The organism is Amycolatopsis keratiniphila subsp. keratiniphila (genome assembly GCF_001620365.2).
Lineage (GTDB): Bacteria > Actinomycetota > Actinomycetes > Mycobacteriales > Pseudonocardiaceae > Amycolatopsis > Amycolatopsis keratiniphila.
In genome coordinates this window covers 107322-121775 of record NZ_LQMT02000010.1, presented here as the reverse complement: position 1 = coordinate 121775, position 14454 = coordinate 107322, and the positions used below count along the sequence as shown (strand labels likewise).

At 69.1% G+C, this 14454-nt stretch carries 11 protein-coding genes; 5 read left to right on the top strand and 6 right to left on the bottom strand.

Going from position 1 to position 14454, the window contains the following annotated elements; translation table 11 throughout:
• Positions 1–309: 309 nt before the first annotated feature.
• Together AVR91_RS08790 and AVR91_RS08785 are read left to right on the top strand one after the other, a co-directional pair.
• Positions 310–1134 (top strand): GAF and ANTAR domain-containing protein, encoded by an 825-nt coding sequence (locus AVR91_RS08790; protein ID WP_076153726.1) that lies wholly within the window; start codon positions 310–312, stop codon positions 1132–1134.
• Positions 1135–1162: 28 nt separating this feature from the next.
• Positions 1163–2026: an alpha/beta fold hydrolase gene (locus AVR91_RS08785; protein ID WP_063270766.1), complete on the top strand. Its 864-nt coding sequence runs from the start codon at positions 1163–1165 to the stop codon at positions 2024–2026.
• Between the two features lie 37 nt (positions 2027–2063).
• Here AVR91_RS08785 and AVR91_RS08780 read toward each other — a convergent pair whose 3' ends face one another.
• Complete coding sequence (locus AVR91_RS08780; protein ID WP_043848297.1) at positions 2064–2405, bottom strand: hypothetical protein; 342 nt, start codon at positions 2403–2405, stop codon at positions 2064–2066.
• A 163-nt stretch (positions 2406–2568) separates the two neighbouring features.
• A complete protein-coding gene (locus AVR91_RS08775; protein ID WP_063270767.1) occupies positions 2569–4104 on the bottom strand; it encodes an alkaline phosphatase D family protein in 1536 nt (511 codons plus the stop codon).
• Positions 4105–4321: 217 nt separating this feature from the next.
• On the opposite strand from AVR91_RS08775, the gene AVR91_RS08770 reads away from it, so the two are divergent.
• Positions 4322–5218 (top strand): LLM class flavin-dependent oxidoreductase, encoded by an 897-nt coding sequence (locus tag AVR91_RS08770; protein WP_063270768.1) that lies wholly within the window; start codon positions 4322–4324, stop codon positions 5216–5218.
• Positions 5219–5385: 167 nt separating this feature from the next.
• Here AVR91_RS08770 and AVR91_RS08765 read toward each other — a convergent pair whose 3' ends face one another.
• Entirely contained in the window at positions 5386–5772 is a 387-nt protein-coding gene (locus AVR91_RS08765; RefSeq protein ID WP_063270791.1) for a MarR family winged helix-turn-helix transcriptional regulator, read from the bottom strand.
• An 86-nt stretch (positions 5773–5858) separates the two neighbouring features.
• On the opposite strand from AVR91_RS08765, the gene AVR91_RS08760 reads away from it, so the two are divergent.
• Positions 5859–7316, top strand: a complete 1458-nt coding sequence (locus AVR91_RS08760; RefSeq protein ID WP_063270769.1) for an MFS transporter — start codon at positions 5859–5861, stop codon at positions 7314–7316.
• A 52-nt stretch (positions 7317–7368) separates the two neighbouring features.
• Here the strand turns inward: AVR91_RS08760 and AVR91_RS08755 are convergent, their stop codons facing one another.
• On the bottom strand, positions 7369–8619 hold the full coding sequence (locus AVR91_RS08755; protein WP_063270770.1) for a cytochrome P450: 1251 nt from the start codon (positions 8617–8619) through the stop codon (positions 7369–7371).
• Between the two features lie 48 nt (positions 8620–8667).
• Here AVR91_RS08755 and AVR91_RS08750 point away from each other — a divergent pair, with 48 nt between their 5' ends.
• Positions 8668–9396, top strand: coding sequence for an alpha/beta fold hydrolase (locus tag AVR91_RS08750; protein WP_063270771.1), 729 nt, complete (start codon positions 8668–8670; stop codon positions 9394–9396).
• Here the strand turns inward: AVR91_RS08750 and pdxR are convergent.
• Together pdxR and metH are read right to left on the bottom strand one after the other, a co-directional pair.
• Positions 9393–10829, bottom strand: a complete 1437-nt coding sequence (gene pdxR / locus AVR91_RS08745) for a MocR-like pyridoxine biosynthesis transcription factor PdxR (RefSeq protein ID WP_063270772.1) — start codon at positions 10827–10829, stop codon at positions 9393–9395. The genes AVR91_RS08750 and pdxR overlap by 4 nt on opposite strands.
• Before the next feature lie 12 nt (positions 10830–10841).
• The gene (metH, locus tag AVR91_RS08740; RefSeq protein ID WP_063270773.1) at positions 10842–14450 is read right to left on the bottom strand and encodes a methionine synthase; all 3609 of its coding nucleotides are present in this window, start codon (positions 14448–14450) and stop codon (positions 10842–10844) included.
• Positions 14451–14454 lie beyond the last annotated feature (4 nt).

The window sequence follows — 14454 nt, the reverse complement described above, 5'->3', positions numbered from 1 at the left end:
ATACCAACCGGGGCCCCGGATGAAACATCGCCGGGAGGACGTCGCGTTACGCCAGGTGGCCGAGCGGTTCGTCCACGGCGCGGCCGGAAGAGACGATCCGGGGCGGGCCGAACGTGGGTCGCGGTAGGCGGGGTGATCGCATTCGGCTAAGGTCGTTTTCCGAAAGCGGTTCTGAGCGTTGAGAAGTTAGCGCCGATCCGCCGGTAACCGGGTTGGTTGCGGCGGTTGATGGTGCGCGCTCGGCGCCGGTTCCCGCCGGTGGCTCCCGTGGTGCATCACGCCGATGTGCAGAAGTGGGAGAGGCGGGCTTTGGACGATGAAATCGACTGGCAGCGGGACAAGAACCGATTCGTCGAGGATGTCGGCGACGGCGAACTGCCGGTGACCTCTGAAAACGGAGCCCGGCTCCTCGCCGGGCCACTGGTCAACCAGTTCGTGTCCCTGACCAGGGCGTTGCTGGATTCCGGTTCGATCGCCGCGGTACTCGAACGAGTGGTCTTCGCGACGCGTGACCTGGTGCCGGGTGCGGATCTGGTCAGCGTCACCCTCCTCGACCCCGACGGGGGATTCCACACGCCGATGGCGACCGACGAGATCGCCGGCGAACTGGACCAGCTGCAGTATCAGTACGGAGAGGGTGCCTGCGTCGAAGCGGCGCGGGTTTCCGGGCCGGCGGCGGCCTTCAGCGACAACCTCGCGGAAGACGCCCGGTGGCCGCGTTTCGGCCCCGCCGCCGCGGCGCTCGGGTTCCACTCGCTGGTCTCGACGGCCTTGCTGCCGGAAGCGTCGAGTTCACAGGTTTCCGGCGCGCTGAACGTCTACTCGCGCCGTCCGCACGGCATCGCCAGGGCCGACCGAGACGTGCTGTTGCTGCTGGCGACACACGCGTCGCTGGCTTTGGCGACGACGCACGCGGTCACGCGCGGTCAGCTCCAGGAGGAGCAGCTCCAGCAGGCGCTGGACAGCAGGGACGCGATCGGGCAGGCCAAAGGCATCCTGATGGCGCGGCGCGGGATCGACGCCGCGGAGGCGTTCGAAGTGCTGCGGCACACGTCGCAGAACATGAACGTCAAGCTCCGGGAACTGGCGGAGATGCTGTCCAAACGGCATACGGAACTGCAATTGCCCGACTGACCGGGCGGCCGCCACTACCATCGCGATCATGGGTTTCGGCGAGCTGGAGTTGTCGCGGACGTTCGAGTGGCGTGGCCGTTCGGTGGCGTGGGAGCGCCTCGGCGAAGGCGCCCCGGTCGTGCTGTGCCACGGGACACCGTGGTCGGCACAACTGTGGGCGCCTTTCGCGCGAGCGCTCAGCGAGGAGTTCGCCGTCCACGTCTGGGACATGCCCGGATACGGCGGTTCGTCGAAGGATCCCGGCCACGCCGTCGATCTCGGCACGCAGGGCGAGCTTTTCGCCGACCTGCTCACGTATTGGGGGCTGACCGCCCCGCACGTGATCGCCCACGACTACGGCGGAGCCGTTTCGTTGCGCGCGAATCTGTTGCACGGTGCGGAATACGCCTCGCTCGCGCTGGTGGACGTCGTCGCGCTGCGGCCGTGGGGGTCCGAGTTCTTCCGGCTCGTCGCCGAGAACGCCGAGGTTTTCCAGGCGCAGCCTCCGACGGTGCACAAGGGTGCGCTCGAGTCCTACATCGGGACGGCCTCCCATCGTGGTCTCACCGACGCGCAACTGGCCACGCTGACCGGGCCTTGGCTGGACGAGGAGGGCCAACGCGCCTTCTACCGGCAGATCGCCGAAGCGGACGTCCGGTACACCGACGAGATCCAGGACCGCTATCCGGAACTGGCGTTGCCGGTGAAGGTGATCTGGGGAGCGGACGACACGTGGATCCCGGTGGATCGCGCGGAACAGCTCGCCGGCGCGATTCCGGGTGCCCTCCTCGACGTCATTCCCGGCGCGGGGCATTTGATCCAGTACGACGCGCCGGTCGAACTGGCCTTCTCCCTGCACCGGTGGCTCACCGCGGAAGTGGGCCGGTGGGGACCAGCCGGGAGCGGACGCTGAAAGGCGCCGCCAAGATCAACATCGTTTCATTCGGATATTAGAAGTCGTCTACGTGATATCCGGCCACGTAGGCGCTCGAAAGCAGGGCGCCGTGACATTCCGCGGTCGACGGGCCGAAACCGATCGGTACCCAATGTCCGACGGTGTACCAAAAGGAGGATCCGGACGCGCAGTGGGCGACCACCCGGTACGTTTCCGAGTGTCTCGGCAGGGAGAAGCAGGTCATCGAAATGCCCTCGCCGAAGAGGATTCCGTAGCGATTGCTGTCGCATCCGTAGGGCGGGAACTGGCCTTCGGTCGCCGCGGCGGCCGGCGAGGCGGCCAGGAATCCGGCCGCCGAAAAGGCGGCCATGGCTAAAGCGGCGATTTTCTTCTTCATTGTTTCTCCCGCGTCTGGTGCCCAGTGGAAAGGCCAGATTAGCTGCACGGAAGAATTGTCGTGAATTCATCGGGCAGGTGAAACGAGAACGCGTGCGGTGAACCGCGCTGCTCCGAAAGGGCGTCGCCCGCCCCTCTTCTGAGTTCCCGGCTCCCCTTTTGGCCTAGCGTCGCCGGTACTGCGCCGGGGACGTGCTGGTGGAGCGGTCCTCATAGGACCCGGGCCTGCCGCGGTCGACGTGGAACGTCGTCAGGGTGCTCACCGGGGAACGCGGGTCGCGCCGGTCGCCGATCACCCGCATGTGCGTGCTCCAGCGGCGTGGGGTGACCTCGTAGACGTCGTAGCCGTACCGGTCGCCTTCGAAGTACTTGAGGTGCGGGTTCGCCGCGCCCATCTTCGGCCCGTTCGTGGCGTTCCACTCGGGGGAGTAGGCGCCGGAGCTGATCGAATGCGCGGTGAACTCCGTGCCGATCACCGGGGTGGCGGGGTCCGCGAAGTCCGGGCGGATGTCGTCGACGAACGCGGAATGCCAGTCGCCGGTGATCACCACGAGATCTTCGAGGCCGCTCTGTGCCACGTGGGTCAGCACCTCTTTGCGTTCGGCGAGGAAGCCGTCCCACTGGTCCGTGAACATGTAGCCGCCGCCGGGCTTCGCCAGCTGGCTCAGCATGATCGAGTTCACCCAGCAGTGCCAGGCCTCGCCCGCGCCGGTCACCTGGTCCTTGAGCCACGCCTTCTGGTCCGCGCCGAGGATCGTGCCGTCGGGCAGGTTCTGTGCCGACCGGTATTGTCGCAAGTCCAAAATGGACAGATCGAGGAGGTCGCCCCAGCGGCGCTGCCGGTGGATCCTCGGCGTCGAGGGGTGGTCCGGGCGCACCGGCATGTGCTCGAACCAGGCCTGGTACGCCGCCGAGCGCCGCGCCCGCAGCGATGGGGTGGTGCCGCTGTAGTCGTTGACGACCTCGTGATCGTCCCAGGTGATGAACCAGGGATGGGCCGCGTGGGCGTCCCGCAGCGAGGGGTCGGATTTGTAGAGCGCGTGCCGCCGCCGGTACGCCGGCAGGGTCAGCACCTCGGGACCTTCGTGGTCGCGCAGCGGGTTGCCGCCGACCTGACCGTGCTCGTAGACGTAGTCACCGAGGTGGACGACGAAATCGAGGTCCTCCCGCGCGATCCCGGCGTGCGCCGCGTAGAACCCGTCGTGGAACGCCTGGCAGTTCGCCGAGGCGAACCGCACCCGCCGGACCGGCCCGACCGGCGCGGTGCGGGTGCGGCCGACCCGGCTGACCTTGCCGAGCGCGTGGAAGCGGTAGTAGTACTGCGCGCCCGGCTCCAGCCCGGACACCGGGACGTGCACGCTGTGCCCGAGCCCGGCGGTGGCGGCCGTCGTCCCGCGCGCCACGCGGCGGCGGAACCCGCGGTCGGTCGCCACCTCCCAGCCGACCTCGACGGTGTCGTCCAGCGGCTGCTCGAACTCCATCGGCTTCGGCGCGAGCCTGGTCCAGAGCGCCACGCCGTACGGCACCGGGTCGCCGGACGCGACGCCGAGCGTGAACGGCGCCTCGTCCCAGGTCGCGCCCAGCGCGACGGCGGCCTCCTCGGCCTGCGCGACCGTCATCCGCGAACTCAACGGCCAGGCCAGCCCCAGCGCACCGGCGGTGGCGGCGCCTCGCAACAGGTCCCGGCGGTTCACGGGCATCGGTGGTCTCCTCGGCGCTCGGCGGATCGCTCTCCGACACCGAACACCGCCGAGATGACCGCAGACCGACGCGGGGAAGAACAGTTCGGTTCACATCGGACGGGTTCGGGCGCCTGACGAGCGCCGCGACGCCGCCGACACGACGGACGACTGCCCGATGCGGGCAACAACTAGTTCGTGATACAAATAGTGCGTACTACGAACTTAAGGAGTGGCGATGGCACTGTTCGGATTCGGCCTCGAAACCGGCGTCGGCGAGGTCGACGAGCTTCTGCGGCACGCCGAGCAGGCCGACCGCGCGGGACTCGACCTCGTCAGCTTGTCCGATCATCCGTACTTCGCCGACCGGCTGGACGCCTACGCGGCGTTGGGCGTGATCCTCGGCAGGACTTCGCGCGTGACAGCCGCCGTCAACGTCACCAACCTGCCGAGCCGTCCCGCGCCGATGCTGGCGAGGACGATCACGTCGCTTTCGGCGTTGTCGGGCGGTCGTGTCGCGTTGGGGATCGGTGCGGGCGGGCTTTGGAAGGAGATCGCCAAACTCGGGGTGGAGCACCGCACGCCCGCCGAAGCGGTCCGGGCGATGGGCGAGGCGATCACCCTGGTCAAGGCGCTTTCCGGAGGCGGGGCGCCGGTGACGTTCGAGGGTGAGTTCTACTCCGTCGACGGCCTGGTGCCGGCGGCCGCGGCCGCGCCGCCGGTCTGGACGGGCGCGGTCGGGCCCAAATCCCTCGCGGTGACCGGAAAACTGGCCGACGGCTGGATCCCGGGGCATGCCGCCGACTGGCTCAGCCCTCGGTTCGCCGAGTCGCGTCCGGTGATCGACCAGGCGGCCGTCGACGCCGGCCGGGACCCCGGTGAGATCGCGACCATCTACAACTTCCCCGGCCGCATAACGGAAAACCCGGTGGCGTCCCCGCGTGACGCCGACGGGCGCTGGATCGGTGGTTCACCGGAGCAGTGGGTCGGGGAACTGGTGTCGGCGGTGCGCGACCACGGCGCGGCGGGGTTCATCTACTTCCCGGTCGAGGACGGAACCTCCACCGACAGCGCGCTCGGCCGCTGGGGGAACGAGGTCGTCCCCGCGGTGCGCGAGGAGCTGGCCCGAGGCTGACCGCGATCGCCTCGTGAGTAGCAAGGACGGTTAGGTCGGTAGGGCTCGGCCATCGCTGCGGGGTTGCGAAAGCCACTTTCGCAACCTTCAACGTTGCGAAAGTGGCTTTCGCGACGTCGGCTGTGGCCGGGCTCGGTGCCGCTCTGGCGACACGCCACCACGAGGAGTCAGGCGTCGACGGTGAGGGTCTCTTCGAGCGTCGCCCGGTGCGTCGGCTTCGCCTCTTCGTAGCGGCGACGCCCCTCGTCGGTCACGACGACGAAGATCCCGCGCCGGTCCGATTCGCAGAGCGCGCGCTGGACGAGGCCCTCGCGCTCGAGACGGGCGACGAGCCGTGAAGTGGCGCTCTGGCTCAGGTGCACGACCTCGGTCAGGTCGGCCGCGCGGCATTTGCCGACCACGCAGGTGACCAGGCGTTCGAGGGCTTCGAACTCGGTGACACCGAGCCCGTGGCGTTCCTGAAGGCGGCACTCCAGCCGACCGAAGACCGCCGCATGGCGGGCGGACAGGTCGTGCCACTCCCGCAGCAGGTCTTCTTCGGCGACGTCGCTCACGCGGCCCAAGATAGCATGCACATGAATTTTATGCAAAGTCATTAAATGCACTTGCATTAGATGCGTGTGCATGTACTGTACGGATCATGAGTTCTTCCGTGCAGCTGTCCACCAGCTCGACAAGGTGGGACGCGCGCCTCTGGGGTGTCCTGCTCACTGTGTCCGTTGTCGTCGGTCTCGACGCGCTCGACGTGTCGATGGTCGCCGTCGCCCTCCCGTCCATCCAGGCCGACATCGGCCTCTCCACCGGTGCCCTGCAGTGGATCATCAGCGCCTACGTGCTCGGGTACGGCGGCCTGCTGCTTCTCGGCGGCCGCACCGCCGACCTGCTCGGCAGGCGCCGGGTCTTCCTCGTCGCCGTCGCGGTCTTCGCGCTCGCCTCCCTGCTCGGCGGCCTCGTCGACGACGGCGCGCTGCTGATCGCCACCCGCTTCATCAAGGGCTTGGCCGCCGCGTTCACCGCACCGGCCGCGTTGTCCATCATCACCACGACCTTCCACGAAGGTCCTGCCCGCAACCGGGCGATCAGCATCTTCGCCGTCTTCGGTGCCAGCGGTTACTCCGCGGGCCTCGTCTTCTCCGGTCTGCTCACCGAGGTGGGCTGGCGCTGGACGTTCTTGCTGCCGGTGCCGATCGCGATCGCCGCGCTGGTCGCCGCGATCAAGCTGATCCCGTCCTACGAGCCGCAGACGGGCGGGGGCTACGACTTCCCGGGCGCGATCACCGGTGCCGCCGGTTCGCTCCTGCTGGTCTTCGCCGTGGTCGAAGCGCCGGAGATCGGCTGGGCCGCGCCGCGGACGCTGATCTCGTTCGCCCTCGCGCTCGCCCTGCTCGCCACCTTCGTGTTCATCGAGAAGCGCAGCAAGCACCCGCTGCTCCGGCTCGGCATCCTGCGCTCCGGCCCACTGGCCCGCGCCAACCTCGGTGGCGCGACGTTCTTCGGCGCCTACATCGGTTTCCAGTTCGTGGTCATGCTGTACCTGCAGAACGTGCTGCACTGGTCCGCGCTGCAGACCGCGCTCGGGTTCCTGCCGGCCGCGCTGATCGTGGCCTTCGGTTCGCCTCGGATCGAGCCGCTCATCGACCGGCTCGGCACCCCGCGCACGATCCTCGCCGGTGTCGTCGCCCACGTCATCGGGTACGCGCTGTTCCTGCGGATCGACGAGAGCTCCAGCTACGCAGGTTCGGTTCTGCCGAGCATGATCCTGCTGGGCATCGGCTTCATGCTGGCCTTCTCGTCGCTGAACATCCAGGCGACCAACGGCATCTCCGACGACGAGCAGGGGCTCGCCGGCGGGCTGCTGAACACGTCGATCCAGGTCGGCGGCGCGATCGGGCTCGCCGTGGTGACCGCGGTCCTGACCGGCAACTCGGGCGGCGCCACCGGTCCGGCCGCGCTGCTGAACGGTCTGGCGCCCGCGCTGACCGTCGTCACCGGCATCGCCGTGGTCAGTGTCCTGGTGGCGCTGTCCGGAGTCGTCGGCCTGCGTAAGGCCGAAGCCCGCTCCGCCATCGCCGAACCGGAGTACGCCGCCGCCGAGTGACCAGGGGGTGCGGTGCCCCTTCCCGCGCTCGGGGGCGGGAAGGGGCACCGCGCTACCAGCGGATCGGCAGGGATTTCAGCCCGTTCTGGAAGTTCGACCGCAAGCGCACCGGCTCACCGGCCAGTTCGGCCTCGCCAAGCAGATCCAGGACCGCTTCGAACATCGCGCGCAGCTGCACCCGCGCCAGCTGGGCGCCGAGGCAGAAATGCGGACCGTGCCCGAAGGTCAGGTGATCGTTGGGCGTGCGGCCGATGTCGAAGCGGTCCGGGTCTTCGAAGACGGACTCGTCGCGATTCGCGGCGGAGAACCAGACGACCACCTTCTCGCCCGCGCGGATGTCCACATCGGACAGGACGACGTCCTCGGTCGCGGTCCGGCGGAAGTGCATGACCGGCGTCCAGAAGCGCAACATCTCTTCCACCGCAACGGGAAGCAGTGAACGGTCGGCCAGCAGGCGCCGGTACTGATCCGGATGCGACAGCAACGACAACATCCCGCCGGGGATGCCGTTGCGCAGGGTTTCGTTGCCCGCCACGGAAAACAGCCAGAACAGGTTCTCGAACTCCGCGATCGAGACCCGTCCGCCGTCTTCCACGTGACCCATCAGGTTGCTCATCACGTCGTCGCCGGGATGCCGCCGCTTGTACTCGCCGAGCGCGGTGGCGTACGCGTAGAGATCCGGCATCCCGGCCCGCGTGCGCGGATCGGGCATCGCGCCGTCCGGCCCGGGAACCGGCCGCACCGCCAGCGCCGCCCGCGCGAGATCGGTGACGTCGTCCGCCTCGACGGTCGCGCTCACCGCGTAGTCGGCGTCCTGGTAGCCGATCACGCGATTGCTCCAGTCGTACATCAACCGCCGGTCCTGTTCGGGGATCCCGAAGACCTCGGCGAGCGTCAGCAACGGGAGATCCGCGGCGAGGGTGGCGAAGTCGCACTCGCCGTCCTTGCGGGCTCCCTCGACCAGTTCCCTTGCCCAGCCCTGGATCCGCTCGGTCAGCCTGCCGACCGCGCGCGGCGTGAACGCCTTGGTGAGCAGGCCGCGCAGCCGGGCGTGCTCGGGCGGATCCATGTTGAGCATCATGCGGCGGACGTAACCGAGGTCCTGCTCGGTCGCCGGATCCCGGATCTGTGTCCCGCCGAGGTGCGACGAGAACTGCTTCGGGTTCTTCAGCACGTGCTTGACGTCCGAATGCCGCAGCACCGCCCAGAAATCGTCCACGCGCACGACCGGCGACTCCCGGCGCAGCGCCGCGAGGTGCTCGTACGGCACGCCTCGGGTGTATACGTCCGGATCGGTGATCACGGCGTCGACACTAGCCCGCGCACCGGGACCTGAGGAAAGATCCGTCCGGTGGACAAGCTGAAGATGCGTACCGCCGGAACCGAAGGCCCCGCCGTGCTCCTGCTGCACGGCCTCGGCGCGACGGGCGCGGTCTGGGAAGGTCTGATGCTGCAACCCGGCTACCGCTGGCTGGCGCCCGACCTCCCCGGGCACGGGGCTTCACCGCACTCGACGCATTACTCCTTCGGCGGCCTGGCGGCGGCGGTCGCCGACGCGCTCCCGGAACGCGGTCCGCTGCTGGTGATCGGCCACTCCCTGGGCGGGGTGGTCGGGCTCGCGCTGGCCAGCGGGTGGTTCGGGCTCCGGGTCGACGGGCTGCTCGCGGTGGGCGTCAAGGTCGAATGGAGCGAGTCCGACCTCGCGAAGGCCGCCGACATGGCGGCGAAACCGCCCAGGGTGTTCCCGGCCCGCGAGGACGCCGAGCGAGCCTTCCTCAAGATCGCCGGGTTGACCGGTTTGGCCGAAGCGGACCCCGACGGCATCGTCGAAACCGAGGGCGGCTGGCGGCTGGCCCTGGATCCCCGCGCGTTCGCCGTCGGCGCTCCCGACCTGCCCGGACTGCTCGGCGCGGCGTGCTGCCCGGTCGCCCTCGCCGCCGGTGAGCACGACCCCATGAGCCGCCCCGAACAGCTTCGTGCGCTCAACGAGGCTTCCGTCGAACTTCCCGGCCTGGGCCACAACGCCCACGTCGAAGACCCGGCCGTGCTCCTGGCTTTCCTCGGGCAGTTCGGTGGCTAGCGCCTGATCTTGCCGAGGGTGGCGATGCCCTCGGCGATATCGGTCGCCGGGCTCGCCCCGTAGCCGAGCACGAGGCCCGGATTCATCGGCCGCTGACAATGCCACGACAGCGGCTGTACCTTCACCCCTTGCTCCAGCGCGGCGGCGGCGAAGTCGAGATCGGAGAACTCGCCGTCGAAGGTGATCGTCAGATGCAGTCCGGCGGCGGCTCCGTGCACCACGGCGCCCGGGAGATGCGTCCGGAGCGCGTCGATCATCGCGTCCCGGCGGCGGCGATGCCGCTTGCGCACGAACCGCAGCTGCCGTTCCATCTCGCCGGACTCCATGAGATGCGCGAGCACCAGCTGCGGGAGCACGGCGTTGCCGAGGTCGGCGAACCGTTTGGCCGCGACCACCTCGTCCCGGTACCGCGTCGGCACCAGCATCCAGCCGACCCGGAGCGCGGGCGCGAGCCACTTCGACACACTGCCCGCGTAACAGACCTGCTCGGCGAGCATCGAGCGCAGCGCGGGGACCGGCGGGCGGTCGTAGCGGTGCTCGGCGTCGTAGTCGTCCTCGATGATCAAGCCGCCGTCCGCGGCCCAGCGCATGAGCTCGCGACGGCGTTCCCCGCCGAGCACGACACCGGTCGGGAACTGGTGCGCGGGTGTGAGCAGCACGGCGGGCGCGCCGCTGCGTACGAGCTCGTCGACGTCGATCCCGTCTTCGTCGACCCGGATCGGCGGTGTCGCCAGCCGCCGGTCGTGCAGATGCTGCCGCGCGCCCAGCGAACTCGGATCTTCGATGGCGATCTCGGAGATCCCGTTGTCGTGCAGCACCTGCGCCAGCAAACCGAGTCCCTGCGCGACACCGGCGACGATCAGCACGTCGTCGGCGTCGGCGGTGATGCCCCTGGTGCGGGCGATCCAGTGCGCGATGGCCAGCCGCAACGCGGGCGCGCCGCGCGGGTCGCCGTAGCCGAAGGCCGCGGCCGAGAGGTCGTTGAGCACGGTGCGTTCCGCGCGTAACCAGGCGGTCCGCGGGAACGCCGTCAGATCCGGCACGCCGGGGGACAGGTCGATCCGCGCCGGGGTCGACCGCAGCGAGTCGAAGACGCCGATCCCGGGCGCGGGCCGGAAGATCGTGCCCGCGGCCGGGGGACCGGGCGGCGCCTGCTCCTTCGTCCGCGCCGGCGCCGCGACGACCACCGTGCCCGCGCGGCCGCGTCCGGCGACGTGACCGTCTTCGACCAGCCGCTGGTAGGCCTCGGTGACCACGCCGCGGGAGACCCGCAGGTCCGCGGCCAGCGCCCTGGTCGCGGGCAGCCTGCTGCCGACCGGCAGGCGGCCGTCGGAGATGGCGTGCCGCAACCGCGACGCCAGCCAGTCCGACCGGCGCCCCGGCGGGGCGTCCCCGATGTCCAGCTGCAGGAAGTCCGAGCCCTCGGCAGTCACGCGGTCATTGTGTCATTCGGGGTCGTAGGCGAGGTTCGGGCGGAGCCACTGTTCCACAGTGGACAGTTCCAGGCCGCGACGGACCGCGTAGTCCTCGATCTGGTCCTTGCCCAGCCGTCCGACGGTGAAGTACCGCGAAGCGGGGTGGGCGAAGATCAGGCCGCTGACACTCGCCGCCGGCGTCATCGCGAACGACTCCGTCAGCCCCATGCCGAAGCTGCCCGCGTCGAGCAGGTCGAACAGCTCCTGCTTCTCGCTGTGATCCGGGCTCGCCGGGTAACCCAGTGCCGGGCGGATACCGCGGAACTTCTCGGCGTGCAGGTCTTCCAGCTTCGGATCGGCGTCCGGCTCGAACCAGTCCCGCCGCGCCTGGAGGTGCAGATGCTCGGCGAACGCTTCGGCGAGCCGGTCCGCGAGCGCCTTCACCATGATGGCGCGGTAGTCGTCCTGCTTGGCCTCGAACTCGGCGGCGAAGTCCTCGGCGCCGAGGATGGTGACCGCGAAGCCACCGAGGTGGTCGCCGGCACCCGCCGGCGCGATGTAGTCCGCCAGGCAGCGGTTGGGCCGCGACAGCGGTTTCTTGGTCTGCTGGCGCAGCATCGGGAACTTGAGGCCCGACTCGAGGACGATGTCGTCGCCCTCGGAGTGCGCGGGCCAGAACGCGTACGCGCCCTTGGCCTGGAACCGCTCCTCCGCGATGATCTGGTCCAGCAGGGTGTTCGCGTCGTCGAACAGCTCACGCGCCACCGGGTTGTCCAGGATCGCCGGGTACTTGCCCTTCAGCTCCCAGGCCAGGAACAGGAAGGTCCAGTCGATCATTTCGCGCAGCTCGGTGAGCGACGGCGAGACGTACCGGACGCCGGTGAACGCGGGCGTCGGGATGTCGTCGAAGGACACCTTCTCCGGGTTGGCCCTGGCCTGCTCGACCGTCAGCAACGGCGTGCGCTGCTTGTTCGCGTGCTGCACGCGCAGCTCTTCCTGGTCCTCGCGGTTCTTCTTGTCGAGTATCTCGGCGCGATCCGCGTCGAGCAGGTCGCCGACCACGCCGACGACACGGGAGGCGTCGAGGACGTGCACGGTCGTGTGTTCGTACGCCGGCGCGATGCGGACCGCGGTGTGCTGGCGTGAGGTGGTCGCGCCGCCGATCAGCAACGGCAGCTTCAGCCCGCGCCGCTCCATTTCGGCGGCGACGTTGACCATTTCGTCCAGCGACGGCGTGATCAGGCCGGAAAGCCCGATGGCGTCGGCACCCTCGGAGACGGCCGTGTCGAGGATGACCGAAGCCGGGACCATCACGCCGAGGTCGATCACCTCGTAGTTGTTGCAGCCGAGGACGACGCCGACGATGTTCTTGCCGATGTCGTGCACGTCACCCTTGACCGTCGCCAGGACGACCTTTCCGTTGCCCTGGCGGGTTTCGACCCGGCCTTCGAGGCGCGCCTTCTCCTTCTCGGCCTCCATGAACGGCTCGAGGTAGGCCACCGACCGCTTCATCACGCGCGCGCTCTTGACCACCTGCGGCAGGAACATCTTCCCGGACCCGAACAGATCGCCGACGATCTTCATGCCGTCCATCAGGGGGCCTTCGATGACCTCGAGCGGCCTCGGCAGCTTCTGGCGCGCTTCCTCGGTGTCCTCTTCGATGTAGTCGACGATGCCGTGCACCAGCGCGTGGCTGAGGCGCTCCTCGACCGGGCCCTCCCGCCAGGAGAGGTCGACCGTGCGCTTGGTTCCCTTGCCACTGACCGTTTCCGCGAACGTGACCAGCCTGTCGGTGGCGTCCTCGCGGCGGTCGAAGAGCACGTCCTCGACCAGCTCGAGCAGATCTTTGGGAATGTCCTCGTAGACCGCGAGCTGCCCGGCGTTGACGATGCCCATGTCCAGCCCCGCGCGCACGGCGTGCAGCAGGAAGGCCGAGTGCATCGCCTCGCGCACGACGTTGTTGCCGCGGAAGGAGAACGAGAGGTTCGAGATACCGCCGCTGATGTGCACGCCGGGACAGCGTTCCTTGATCCGCGGCAGCGCGTCGATGAACGCCTTGGCGTATCCGTTGTGCTCGGAGATACCGGTGGCGACGGCGAGCACGTTCGGGTCGAAGATGATGTCCTCGGCGGCGAAACCCGCTTGCTGGGTCAGCAGGTCGTAGGCGCGGGCGCAGATCTCGACCTTGCGGTCGGCGGTGTCGGCCTGGCCCTCCTCGTCGAAGGCCATCACGACCACGCCGGCGCCGTAGTCGCGGATGCGGCGGGCCTGCTGGAGGAACTGCTCCTCGCCCTCCTTGAGACTGATGGAGTTGACGACTCCCTTGCCCTGCACGCATTTCAGTCCGGCTTCGAGGACCGTCCAGCGCGAGCTGTCGATCATGATCGGCAGGCGGGCGACCTCGGGTTCGGTGGCGATGAGGTTCAGGAACGTGGTCATCGCCTTTTCGCTGTCGAGCAGGTCGGCGTCCATGTTGACGTCCAGCAGGTTCGCCCCGCCGCGGACCTGCTCCAGCGCGACGTCGACGGCGGCCTGGTGGTCGTCGGCCTCGATCAGCTTGCGGAACTTGGCGGATCCGGTGACGTTGGTCCGCTCGCCGATCATGACGAACCCGGTGTCCTTGCCGATCTCGAACGGCTCGAGCCCGCTGAACCGGGTGTGCGCCTTCGGATCCGGGACGGTCCGCGGCGCCATCCCCCGGACGGCGTCGGCGATCTCCTTGATGTGCGCGGGCGTCGTACCGCAGCAGCCGCCGACGACGTTGACCATCCCGGCCGTGGCGAAGTCGCCGAGCAGCCCGCCGGTCTCCTCGGGCGTCTGGTCGTACCCGCCGAACGCGTTCGGCAGGCCGGCGTTGGGGTGACAGGCCGTGTACGTGCCCGCGAGGCGCGACAGCTCGGCGATGTGCGGGCGCATCTCCTCGGCGCCCAGCGAACAGTTGACGCCGACGAGCAGCGGATCCGCGTGCTCGATGGAGCTCCAGAAGGCCTCGACCGTCTGCCCGGACAGCGTCCGGCCGCTCAGGTCGACGATCGTCACCGAGATCCACAGCGGCAGATGCGGCGCGACGTCACGGGCCGCGGCGATCGCGGCCTTGCAGTTGAGGGTGTCGAAGATCGTCTCGATGAGCAGCAGGTCCACGCCGCCCTCGGCGAGCGCCTTGATCTGGTCGGCGTACGCGGCGTACACCTCGTCGAAGGTCACCGCGCGGAACGCCGGGTCCTCGACCTTGGGCGACAGCGACAACGTGACGTTCAGCGGCCCGACCGACCCGGCGACGAACTTCCCGCCCGCCGCGTCCGCCGCCTCGCGCGCGATCTGGGCGCCGCGGAGGTTCATCTCGTACGCGAGATGCTCGAGCCCGTAGTCCGCCTGGCCGATGGTGGTGGCGGTGAACGTGTTCGTCGTCGTGATGTCCGCGCCGGCGTCCAGATACTGGCGGTGGATGTCGAGGACGACATCCGGCCGGGTGATGTTCAGCAGGTCGGGGTCGCCGGTGATGTCACGAGGGTGATCCTGGAACCGCTCGGTGCGGTAGTCCTCGGGTTTGAGGCCGGCGTTCTGGAGCATCGACCCCCACGCGCCGTCGAGCACCACGATGCGCTCATCCAGCAGCTTTCGCAGGGCGGTCGTTTCCATCCAG

Excerpts from the sequence above, each read along its gene's own strand:
- AVR91_RS08785 (WP_063270766.1), top strand. The coding sequence starts at position 1,163 with ATGGGTTTCGGCGAGCTGGAGTTGTCGCGGACGTTCGAGTGGCGTGGC.
- AVR91_RS08780 (WP_043848297.1), bottom strand. The coding sequence starts at position 2,405 with ATGAAGAAGAAAATCGCCGCTTTAGCCATGGCCGCCTTTTCGGCGGCC.
- AVR91_RS08775 (WP_063270767.1), bottom strand. The coding sequence starts at position 4,104 with ATGCCCGTGAACCGCCGGGACCTGTTGCGAGGCGCCGCCACCGCCGGT.
- AVR91_RS08770 (WP_063270768.1), top strand. The coding sequence starts at position 4,322 with ATGGCACTGTTCGGATTCGGCCTCGAAACCGGCGTCGGCGAGGTCGAC.
- AVR91_RS08760 (WP_063270769.1), top strand. The coding sequence starts at position 5,859 with ATGAGTTCTTCCGTGCAGCTGTCCACCAGCTCGACAAGGTGGGACGCG.
- metH (WP_063270773.1), bottom strand. The coding sequence starts at position 14,450 with ATGGAAACGACCGCCCTGCGAAAGCTGCTGGATGAGCGCATCGTGGTG.